Origin of the sequence: uncultured Sulfuricurvum sp., assembly GCF_937936435.1 — a bacterium.
Classification (GTDB): Bacteria; Campylobacterota; Campylobacteria; order Campylobacterales; family Sulfurimonadaceae; genus Sulfuricurvum.
This window is the reverse complement of the sequence record NZ_CALDDG010000085.1, coordinates 1-11343: the sequence shown is the minus strand read 5'-3', so window position 1 is coordinate 11343 and position 11343 is coordinate 1. Positions and strand designations below refer to the sequence as shown.

Here is an 11343-nt window from a genome sequence, read left to right as displayed (position 1 = left end):
CACACCGCATTGCATCGTTTGTGCCTGCAAGACAATATGAACCACTTCTAACGACGTTTCATGCTCCGTATCGACAATCTGAGCGAGCACATCATCTTCCATCGCCGGAGGATAAAATTCCCGCGCACTGCGGCGGCTGCAACTGATGGAACCGTTCCAAATTGTTTCGGGTATGCAGCGCGTATACGGCACTTCGCTCACAATAGCATCGCTTAACACATGCTCGCGCTGCGTATAATCGCACGGAGAGACTCTCATCGATTCCGTTTCCAGCGCCGTAACCGGCTTTTTTCCGGATTCTCCGAACGGATACACGGCCGCAATGAATTCATCTTCCCCCATCCCCATCTGTAGGTTAAGGAGATGATGCTGGATATCGGACAATTTTGTAGCGGCTAGTCCGAAATGGTGCGCCACGGCACACAATGCACCGATTTGATGTCCGAGGTCCAAATAACAATACCGCCAGGCACGGAGTCCGTATTTCCAAAACGATCGGAACGGCACCATCGAAAACATGACAATGAAACCGTTGAAACGGTTTTCAAGACCGATAGCACGTTCAATCCCGTCTCTTTCGATCTCCCGTATCAAAACAATCTGCCTATTCAACGGGTCCACATGGTAGATACCGTCTAAAACGCCGGCAATATTGCGTATTTGAACATACATTTCAATCGGATGCAGATTACCGGCTGAGGGAACGTTAAAACGGTGATAGGGCTTTTTTCCGATCATCACGCTCGAGGTAACGCTTCGGATATGGAACAGCCATTCGAGTGTCGGATTTTCATCGATGCGATAGCAGAAAGCTGGATAGTGTTTAAAAAGCGAAGGTTGGGAATCCCACTCCAGAAAAGTCGTTTTTTGGGCAACTTTCAGGGGAGTGAGCGACGTCGACTCACGCACTGCGGAGTTCTTTGAAGATTTCCCGGTTGCTGGTAAGTTCGATCGCACTGAATCCGTCTTCATTATGCAGTTTGGTATCCGCGCCCAAAGCAATCAGCATTCGAACGCAATCGAGTCGGGACGCCGATGCGGCATACATCAATGCAGTCGTCCCTTCCTCATTCGTATCGTTGATATCGGCACCCGCTTCGATCAACAAACGGATCACTTCGGGTTTGTCGGCATAACATGCGTTGAACAATACACCGTTAAAATCATTGTTGATCGCATAAAGACTCGCTCCCGCTTCAATGAGACGCGATACCATCATAGCATTGCCTTCCAATGCCGCCATCAGTAAAGGAGTATTTCCGTTGAATCCGCGGCTCTCAAGATCGTCCGGGTGAAATCCCCGTTCATTCAACCATGTGATGTATTGTTCTACCATTGTGTCCCCGCTTGCTTAGACACCCATCCAATTTTCGTGGTCGTGCCCTTTTTTCTTGAAATTAGCCGCTTTATCGACCGCTTCGATGCATTTGTCATAATCGACTTCATCGGTGATTTCGGCAACTACTTCTTTATAGCTGATCATCCCTTCCTGATCGATAACGAATACGGCGCGTGCCAATCTGTCTTTGAGTTTCCCTTCAGTGATTAACAAACCGTATTTTTTAGCGAAATCGCGGCTTGAATCGATAACGATTTCCGCACTGTCGATCCCTTCACGTGTAACAAAATCGTTGACAAATTCAGGATCATCGGTCGTTACCATAACTGTTTTCAATTTTTTGAACTGTTTAATCAAATCGTTGAACTTTTTGGCTCCGAGCGAACACACTTCTGTTTTAAGTGATGGAATTGCTATCAATAATTGAGCCGTAGGGGCGATCATACCGATAACATTTTGGGTACCGTCCAAATTTGCTACTCTTGCCGCAGGCGCTTCGCGCCAAATAGTCATCTCCTTCCCTTCCAACGGGGTCGGTGTTCCATGAACCGTGATCTGCATACTCACTCCTACTGATTGATTTTCATCATACAGTGCAAATACAGTTCTACAAATTGTCTATTTTTTATTCAGCTGAATAAGGGTTCATTGTCGCATTTTGTAATACAATTACTCTATAACTTAGAGACAAAGATTGCACTATGATGACATTTGACGCAAATATTCCGAACAAAGAAGAGTGCCAAACCTGTACACTCACCTTTGCCTATAAAGAGATTAATATCCTTTATGAAATCGCCGTCATGCTTAACAGTAGTACCGATATCCATGAGAGCATTGAAAAGGCGATGCGCCGTTTGAAACAGCACGGTTATCTGGAACGGTGCGCCCTCTTCCGAAAAAAAGAGGATGCCGACGAGCTGGAGCTTCTTAGCTCCATTGATTTGGAACCGTATCAAAAGAAAATGGCCTCTTATCGTTTCGGCGAAGGGGCAACCGGACTTGCCGCAAAAAGCCGTGAACCGATAGTCATCGAAAATATTCACAACAATATTAATTACCTTAATAAAATGGGGAATATTTCGACTCAGATGGTTTCCTACGTCGCCGTTCCGCTTTTGCAGGACGAAGCCGTTATCGGCGTCATCTCTGCCAATATCGGTAAAAACAGCCCTCTAAACTTTGACGAAATTGTACGTATGCTTACCATTGTCGGTTCCCTCTTCGTAGGTGCCTTAAAAGTACAACAAACGTTTACCAAAGAAAAAGAGTCTCTAAGCGAGCTCAAAACGTACTACAAAGAAGAGATGCAAAAAGAGTATAAATTTGAAAACATCGTCGGAAAATCGACACGCATGCAACAGGTATTCAGTATGATCAATACCGTTGCACCTACCGATGCCACGATTCTGATCCGCGGTGAAACCGGAACGGGTAAAGAGTTGATCGCAACTGCGGTGCACAATCTCAGCCGTCGTCAAAACGGCCCGTTTATCAAACTAAACTGCGCCGCCATCAGTGAAACGCTGCTGGAAAGCGAACTCTTCGGACATGAGAAAGGGGCCTTTACCGATGCACGCGAGATGCGAAAAGGGCGATTCGAATTAGCAGACGGCGGGACATTGTTCCTCGATGAAATCGGGGATATTACCCCTGCTCTGCAAGTCAAGCTTTTGCGTATTTTACAGGAACAGGAATTCGAGCGCGTCGGCGGTACCAAAACGATAAAAACCAATGTACGTCTTGTTGCGGCGACTAACCGAAATCTAGAAGAGATGGTGCGCAAGGGGGAGTTTCGGGAGGATCTTTTCTATCGGCTGAATGTTATTCCGATCAATCTCCCTCCGCTTCGCGAGCGCTACGAAGACGTCAAATTGCTCATTGAACACTATCTTCACCGCTTTATGAAAGAGCACCGTAAAACGATGCATTTCACCAAACAGGCGATGGAATTGCTTTTGGATTATCCGTGGCCGGGTAACATTCGAGAACTTCAAAATACAATGGAGCGTATCGTGTTGATCTGCCCGGACGGCGAGATTCAACCGGAGATGCTTTCGCATGTATTGCCATTCAATTATCAACGCATCTACATGCAAAATGAAGCACCTGCTGCCGCACCGGCACCGATGGTGCATCACGAACCGATTCCTGCCCCGATGTCAAATCATTCGGCACCGGCTTCGTCAACACCGGTAACCCGCAAAAGTTTGCAGGAACTCGAAAAAGAGTCGATTATCCAAGCCTTGATCGATTCGCACGGTATTCAAACCAAAGCTGCGCGTGCATTAGGGATGAGCGCCCGTCAAATCGGCTACAAAATCAAACAATACGGAATCGAGCTCTAATCGAGTTCCGCCCTCACGCAGTTTTTGCCTGCCGATTTGGCACGATAGAGTGCTTTATCGGCTCGCATCACGACATCTTCCAAATTTTCATTCGCATGAACTCTCGTTAAACCAAAGCTGCATGTCACATGGACAATCGATTCAAAATGGTGATGATCGATCCGTTCCCGAAGATGTTCCGCAATCTTCATGACACTTTGGGCATCGGAGTAATGGAGCAAAATCGTAAACTCTTCTCCTCCCCACCGTGCAAAGATATCAGATTTCCTAATCGAACCGCTAACCTGCAATGTAAGCTCTTTCAAAACGAGATCTCCGACAGTATGTCCGAAGGTATCGTTTATACCTTTGAAATCATCGATATCAAACATCAGAAGAAATAAACTTATCCCGTAATGTTGTTTCAATTTTTGGTGGGCGGCAAACGCTTCTTCCAGTAAACGGCGATTGCCGATCCCCGTCAGCGTATCGGTAGTCGCCATTTTTAATAGTCCCTGTTCCCCTTCATCCACTAGACTAAGCAGCGAGTTTATCATACTGTACTCGTGTTTGATTAAGGGGGTAAGACGTTCGTAACATATCGACTGCAAATGGCGTTTATCGATCACTCCCGTAACGACATTATCATTCACTACGACAATTTTGTCGAAATCGGCATTCGCCATCGTATCGATCACCTCTGAAATGGATGCCTGTATGCCGAAGGTATGTAGGGGGGTACTCATGAACTCTTTTATGGGAAGCGATAAATAATGAAAATTATTCAGCAATTTCACCGCATCTTTCAACGTCATAATTCCAACCGCTTTCGTCCCTTCCGTGACTAAAATACAATCTGCACAATACGTCGTAAAATAGGTCAGTACTTCTTGGAAAAGGGTATCTTCGGAAAATACCTTGACGGGAGGAGTATTTTGAAAGATTGCACCGATCGGTGTCGATTGATTAGCCGCTAATGCACTGGTCAACATAAAGAGCTCATTCCAAATTGCTTTCGATATTGCAGTGATATAAAAACTGCATCAGTTCAGGTTCCCTTTTTTTCATCAGGCGCAATTCTTTTGCGTATTGTTTCAAAGGGACACCGTAAATGCGTTTAAAATCATTCAAAAAATGAGACTGGTCGTAATATCCGTTTTCACGGACGATCAATGAGTCATAATTCTCTTCGAAAATTGCTTTGACCATCTTTTTACGTTTTATCGTCATAATATAGGTCGAAAGATTGATACCAAGATACTTTTTAAAGTATCGGCGCAACGAACTTTCCGAGATAGCAAACTTCTGAGCAATCTCCTTTGTAGCATTTGTCGGCAGATGGGTGAAGTTATCATGAACATACCGGATTATGTCATGTGTAATGCAATACGATTTATCTTTACATATTTTCTCATTATCGAGATCGACAAAGCGGATACATCTATCTTGTTCGTTCTCGATTTCCATTTCAAAATTGACAATCGATCCGGGTAATACACTATTAACGATGGATGAAACCGGCATATCCGTCAAACTGAAAAGACCGCACGACGTGACACGGATGATCAGCAGTTTTTTATTTGTGTCTTTAAAAATAATTTTTATTTTGGGAACATGGGTAAATTTACCGCAAACCAAATCTCCGTCGTATTCGTAGATCTTACCGTCAATTTCAAAACTAATAAGAGCACAATTATCGTTAATGATAATATGTTCATTAATGGATGGAGCACCTGTAAACTCAAAATAATGGTTCTCTGTATACGTCTGTGTTGTGACATGGTAAACTGAATCGATTGAGGGGCTTTCATAGCAAACAATATTCATTCATCAAATCCTTATGATTGCGCTAATCATAAAGTACGAATGCGAAAAAGTCTTGTAAAATTCCGCCAATAAACGAAAAAAATTTGCCAATAATATTTTTTAGGGAGATAATGGATAAGAATAGAGAAAAACACCTGTCCATGGAAAAGACAGGCAGCATTAAAATTTAGTCGTCGATCCGTTTTGCCATGACTTCGATCGGGAATTTTTTTACACATGGATCAATAAACCATGTTTCGCCGTTGCTGAGTTTTACTTCACCGCCCCATTTTTCTTCGGTATCGAATTCAGAGCTCATAATAGTCTCTTCCATACCTTTTTTTGCAACATAGAAAGAGATTGCACCCTTTGAATCGTAACGTAACATAACTTTTGCCATTAACACTCCTTTAAATTTGATGGTATGAATTCATCACACTAACGTGTGTGAAAAAACTGTCTAATCCGATGCCACCAATCCGATGAGAGATGACCTTCAAAACTGATTCGCAGAAAAGTCCCTGCCAGTCGACGTATTATTGTATCGACTTGATAGTTTTTTTCATCTTTTTCGGGGAAATCATCCCGATAGTGTACCCCGCGGCTCTCTTCACGCGCCAAAGCGCTCATAACCATTGCCTCGGCTACCGTCAAAGAGTTTCTGAATTCGATAATAGAGATCAACTCGACATTATCGCTGCGTTCTTTGTTGACACAGCATAATCCGGACGACATCTTCATCAGATAGTGGATGTATTCCAAAGCATTGGCTAAAGAGTCGTGATTTCGAAAAACCCCCGCATTTTTATAGAGGTTATTGCCCAGATTACGGCGCATGGTATTGATGTTAAAACGGCTCTCACCCTCGAGGATCATCTCGACATAACGCGACTCTTTATCGACCAACGCATAATCTATCGGATGAAACTCCCCTTTTTTTGCCGCACGTGCCGCTTCGATACCGGCAACACGTCCGAAATATGCCGCTTCCAGCAGACTGTTACCACCCAAGCGATTGGCACCGTGAACACCGCTATAAGCGCACTCGCCGCAGACGAACAGATTGTCGATATCGGTCGAGGTATCGTTACGGCTCCAAATCCCTCCCATCGTATAATGGGCCGATGGGGTAATCGGAAGCAATTCGGTTAAAATATCAATTCCGGCTCCGTTTAGGGCATGTTTACGTGCTGAGGGGAGTTTTTTATTGATGAGTTCTTCGCCCAGATGACGGAAATCGAGGTAGACCGTATGTCCGGCAAGCTGATGCAAAACGATCTCCCGGGAGAGCTTGTCACGCGTCTGCAGTTCATCGGTAAAACGTTCTCCGTTTTCATCGACGATATAAGCCCCTTCCCCACGTGCCGCTTCGCTGATCAAAGCGCCGCTGTTCAGAAGCGTCGTCGGATGAAACTGCACGAACTCCATATTTGCCAGACGCATTTTGGCTCTTAAGGCAATCGCCAGCATATCGCCGCTGGATTCTTGGGAATTTGTCGAATGTCCGCGATAGATTCCGGCGAATCCGCCACCGGCCAGGACTAACGATTTACAGGCAAACGCAATGACATGAGAATCTTTACGACGCAGTATCGTTATTCCGGAAAGTTTCTCATTAAACGTGGCAATCCCCAACATCACGTAATTCGGGAATATTTCAACACCCTCTTTACGGCACTGGGTAAATAGAGTCTGAGTCAATGCGCTTCCTGTTTTATCTGCGATATAACAGGTACGTTTAGCCGATGTTCCGCCGAATGGACGTTGGGCAACCTCTCCGTTATCTCGACAGTCAAAAGCAACACCCATTGCGATGAGCTCGTCGATAATCTCTTCTGCCCCTTTGACCATCGCCGAAACGGCACTTGGACGTGCCAATTTATCCGCTCCATCAAGCGTATCTTGGATATGGTGGTCGCATGTATCATCTGCCGTTGTCTTCAGCACGGCATTGATACCTCCCGATGCAACTGCAGAGTTTGAACGCAGCGGATTGCTTTTACAAATCAATGCGACGTGCAGTCCTGCACGTTTGGCATACAATGCCGCATATAAACCCGATATACCGCTACCGACTACAATAACGTCATATAGCATACGCGTCTTTCATCAATGCTTCAACCGCCTGTCCTGATGCATCCGGCAAATATGCCAAAATTGTATTGTCGATAACATGTGCGGGCTCTACTGCACCGAATACGGCACTAATCGCTCCCGCACTCCGTGCAAACTGCAATGCGCTTGCCACATCGGTCAAATCGGATGTTCCCATCAACTCACCTACTTTTGGTGCAAAAGGGCGCTTAAATAAATTTTTTTGCAACAGCGGTGATGATCCGATATAAGTGAGACCGTAACGTGCACAAGCGTGCATCAAAGGATAATACAATCCGTCGTCGCATTTTTGGTTTTGATAGCCGTATGAATGCGGTTTGGCAAGATTGAATGGACTTTGCAGATATTTAAAGCCGTGATTTTCACCGCCCACTTTGCGTGCGATCTCCACGACTTTAGACAGCGAAACATATTCTGTATGTTCTTCTTCGTACAAAAATCCGTTCCATGCGGCTATCCCGTACGCACCGATTTTCTTCTCCGAAATCAACTCTTCAAAGAGCTTAAAGGCTGCTTCGATACGCTCATAAAACGTCTCTTGATCCACATACCCCAATTGTGTCTCGGGATTATGGAGAAAAAAGATATCGATTGTATCGATTTCAAGATTTTTAAGAGACTGTTCGCAACTCCAGCGTAAATAAGAAGGTGTCATGCAATGTTGATCGATGACAATCTCCTCTTTCGTGGCTAAACCGGTACCGACTATCGTCTCTTCGATCCAGCCGTAAGGATTTTCCGGAAACGGGAAATCCAGAGGAATAAATCCGGCTTTGGAGGCGATGATGATCTCATCGCGTTTTATTTCGCCGTTTTTAAACATCTCGCTCAATGCTTCGGCAATCTCACGTTCGCTCATTTGGTAGCGGTAGTTGATAGCCGTATCGATCAGATTGATACCGTTGCGTAATGCCGTTTTGATCGCCTCGGTAAAGTTGATAATATAGTTATCCTCTTTATACGGCTCAGGCTTATAAGTACCGATCCCTAACGACGGGAAAAATAGCTCTCCGTTAAAACGGTAAAAATCTTTTGAATATTTACCGAATTTTTTGAGATACCGAAATGTTCCATCTTTAGTCGCATACGACATTAGACCACCATCACTCGCAAATTGGCTTTGAGTTTGAAGTTTAGCATATCCTGCATACCGGCAAGCGTTGTCGTCGTATTCATCGAACAACTCATACACTCCCCTTTATATTGGATATAGAGCTCATGTCCGTCTTCGACATCTTTCAAATCGATGACTTCGACATCGCCGTTATCGGCTTTAAGCGTAGGACGGATATACTCTTCAAGGATCGATTCGATGCTGCGGAGTTTTTGAACCAAACTCATTGCATTGAAGTTACCGTCCCCTTTTGCCTCTTTGATTTTTTTGCTGATCGCTTCTTTTTGAAGTTCAGCCGTGATTTCCGCAAGCATATCCACTAGATAAACATCTTTTTTCTCATGGCCGCCCGGTTTAATACATGATTTACAGAAACCGCCTGCCTTTGTATAATCGGTAATTTGTTCAATGCTTTCGAGTTTATTAAGACGAATAACCTCTTTAAGCGTATCGAGGCTTACGCGTGCACATTCGCATACGATATATTCGGTTTCGAACTCTGACATATCGACACCTTTATAGATCGATGCCGCTTTTTTGATAACGTCGTATGCCATTACGGAACAGTGCATTTTTTGCCCAGGTACTGCCGGAATATCTTCGTCGTCACGCAATGCTTTTTCGACATCGATATTGGTGATTTTCAAAGCTTCGTCAACGGTTTTATCCATACAGAGTTCCGCCATCATGTCCGAACTTGCGATCGCAGTACCGCATCCGAAGCTTTTGAAACGGCTTTTAACGATAACGTCATTTTTTGGGTCGATCATCCAATACAATCGTACGGCATCTCCACAGCTCTCTGCTCCGAAATCGGCGATGATCAGTTTTTTGTCTGCCTCATCCGCTTCTTCTTGTGTAATCTCTCCCATATTGATAGGATCGTTCATCCGTCGTTGTACTTCTGTTGAGTACTCTTCCCATAATGCTCCACCGATTAACGTGTCTCGTGCCATTGTTTTCTCCTACATGGGTGTATTGCCAGAACTGATGCAAATGGTGTTCTACAAGAGGTATGACATTTTTGTCGTGTTTTAAAATCAGAGAATGAAATATGCAGGTTTATCTCGATTTTAAGATGCAGTTTTGTATTTTTGTCTATAATTTAGACAAGAGCTATTGCGCAGAACGCCGCTATTAATCTATAATAACTCGTAACAAATTAAAGGGGGTCCGTTATGGTCCAAATTACTGCTGTATTTAATAAACATTGTTTAAATGACGTCTTGCGTGAACTTTTTGATAATGAAATTGAAGGTGTCACCGTCACCGAAGTCATAGGAAAAGGATCGCTGGGGATAGCGGAGAAAAACAATGCGCCCGATTTATATCCGAAAGTGATGCTTTTTATCGTTGTTTCCAACGATAAAACCAAAGAAATTGCGATGGAAGCGATCCGCGCCCATACACAGGACCTCGGACACGGTGCAGGTAAAATGTGGATTACTCCTGTCTTGGAAGTCGAACGTATCCGAACCGGAGAAAAAGACGAATCGGCTTTAACTCAACCGATACCTCGTGCAACGACAAAAAGCAATACTTTTTTCACAGCGGTAGACACCCCTTCGAGCTAAACCCTTTTCTTTGCGATATTCCTCTCTGAGGAGTATCGCTGTTGCATCATTATTAAACAATTTCACAATCCTCAATCACTCCCGCCTTACACGCTATTATCAAACCGAAAGTTTCTTCCCGCTATAATTGCAAAAAATTTTCACAAGGACTTTGTTTTGAGAAGTCATTTTTGTACCGATTTAAATGAACAGAACGTAGGCGAAGAGGTCATCTTATGCGGATGGGCCAACAGCTATCGTGACCATGGAGGGATCGTATTTATCGACCTTCGCGACAAGAGCGGATTGATCCAGCTCGTCTGCGATCCGGCTGACAATGCACATGCGCATAAAACGGCCAGCGAAGTGCGCGACGAATTCGTATTGATTGCCAAAGGACGCGTCAGAGCACGTGGCGAAGGATTGGTCAATCCGCGTCTAAAAACAGGTGCAATCGAAGTGGTTGTCCAAGAGTTGATTATTGAGAATCGTTCCGAGCCCGTGCCGTTCGTTATCGGCGACAATAGCGTCGGCGAAGAGACCCGATTAAAATACCGCTATCTCGATTTGCGCAATCCGTCATCGTACAATACGTTTTTACTCCGTTCAAAAGCGGCTATCGCGGCACGCAATGTCCTCGACCGCCTAGGTTTCTTGGAAGTTGAAACGCCTATCTTGACCAAATCGACACCGGAAGGAGCACGCGACTATCTCGTCCCGAGCCGTGTTCATGAGGGGGAATTCTACGCCCTTCCCCAATCACCGCAATTGTTTAAACAACTGTTAATGGTAGGCGGATTCGACCGCTATTTCCAAATCGCAAAATGTTTCCGCGACGAAGATTTGCGTGCAGACCGCCAGCCGGAATTTACGCAAATCGACGTTGAAATGAGTTTTTGTAACCAAGAAGACGTCATTCGCGTTGCCGAAGAGCTCATTACCGGGATGTTTGCCTCCGCAGGTCATGAGATCCATACACCGTTCAACCGTATCAAATACAACGATGCGATGGAATGGTACGGTTCGGACAAACCGGATTTACGATATGACCTCAAAATGGTAGACGTAATCGACATTTTTGCACGTTGC

12 protein-coding genes are annotated in these 11343 nt (G+C 44.7%); 3 read left to right on the top strand and 9 right to left on the bottom strand.

The window, feature by feature from the left end; genetic code table 11:
* From Q0389_RS08835 to Q0389_RS08825, 3 genes are all read right to left on the bottom strand, one after another.
* The coding region (locus tag Q0389_RS08835; protein WP_298693572.1) for a SagB/ThcOx family dehydrogenase at positions 1–909 on the bottom strand (909 nt) is incomplete at its 3' end.
* Positions 902–1336, bottom strand: a complete 435-nt coding sequence (locus Q0389_RS08830) for an ankyrin repeat domain-containing protein (RefSeq protein ID WP_298693570.1) — start codon at positions 1334–1336, stop codon at positions 902–904. The genes Q0389_RS08835 and Q0389_RS08830, both read right to left, overlap by 8 nt.
* 15 nt (positions 1337–1351) lie before the next feature.
* Positions 1352–1900 (bottom strand): redoxin family protein, encoded by a 549-nt coding sequence (locus Q0389_RS08825; protein ID WP_298693569.1) that lies wholly within the window; start codon positions 1898–1900, stop codon positions 1352–1354.
* Positions 1901–2040: 140 nt separating this feature from the next.
* Between Q0389_RS08825 and nifA the strand changes: the two genes are divergently transcribed.
* Positions 2041–3687 (top strand): nif-specific transcriptional activator NifA, encoded by a 1647-nt coding sequence (nifA, locus tag Q0389_RS08820; RefSeq protein WP_298693567.1) that lies wholly within the window; start codon positions 2041–2043, stop codon positions 3685–3687.
* On the opposite strand, the gene Q0389_RS08815 is transcribed toward nifA, so the two are convergent.
* The 6 genes from Q0389_RS08815 to Q0389_RS08790 form a co-directional block, all read right to left on the bottom strand.
* Positions 3684–4658: a diguanylate cyclase gene (locus Q0389_RS08815; protein WP_298693565.1), complete on the bottom strand. Its 975-nt coding sequence runs from the start codon at positions 4656–4658 to the stop codon at positions 3684–3686. The genes nifA and Q0389_RS08815 overlap by 4 nt on opposite strands.
* Before the next feature lie 7 nt (positions 4659–4665).
* Positions 4666–5493, bottom strand: coding sequence for an AraC family transcriptional regulator (locus Q0389_RS08810; protein WP_298693564.1), 828 nt, complete (start codon positions 5491–5493; stop codon positions 4666–4668).
* 166 nt (positions 5494–5659) lie between these two features.
* Positions 5660–5872 (bottom strand): putative nitrogen fixation protein NifT, encoded by a 213-nt coding sequence (gene nifT / locus Q0389_RS08805; protein ID WP_298693563.1) that lies wholly within the window; start codon positions 5870–5872, stop codon positions 5660–5662.
* Between the two features lie 38 nt (positions 5873–5910).
* Positions 5911–7569 (bottom strand): FAD-dependent oxidoreductase, encoded by a 1659-nt coding sequence (locus tag Q0389_RS08800; protein WP_298693562.1) that lies wholly within the window; start codon positions 7567–7569, stop codon positions 5911–5913.
* On the bottom strand, positions 7559–8770 hold the full coding sequence (locus Q0389_RS08795; protein ID WP_298693561.1) for an aldo/keto reductase: 1212 nt from the start codon (positions 8768–8770) through the stop codon (positions 7559–7561). Before Q0389_RS08795 ends, Q0389_RS08800 begins: the two co-directional genes overlap by 11 nt.
* Positions 8680–9657: an iron-sulfur cluster assembly scaffold protein gene (locus Q0389_RS08790; protein ID WP_298693560.1), complete on the bottom strand. Its 978-nt coding sequence runs from the start codon at positions 9655–9657 to the stop codon at positions 8680–8682. The genes Q0389_RS08795 and Q0389_RS08790 overlap by 91 nt, the downstream gene beginning before the upstream one ends.
* Before the next feature lie 222 nt (positions 9658–9879).
* On the opposite strand from Q0389_RS08790, the gene Q0389_RS08785 reads away from it, so the two are divergent.
* Together Q0389_RS08785 and aspS are read left to right on the top strand one after the other, a co-directional pair.
* Positions 9880–10275, top strand: coding sequence for a P-II family nitrogen regulator (locus tag Q0389_RS08785; RefSeq protein WP_298693559.1), 396 nt, complete (start codon positions 9880–9882; stop codon positions 10273–10275).
* Between the two features lie 156 nt (positions 10276–10431).
* Positions 10432–11343, top strand: a 912-nt coding sequence (aspS, locus tag Q0389_RS08780; RefSeq protein ID WP_298693558.1) for an aspartate--tRNA ligase, incomplete at its 3' end; no start/stop codon positions are given.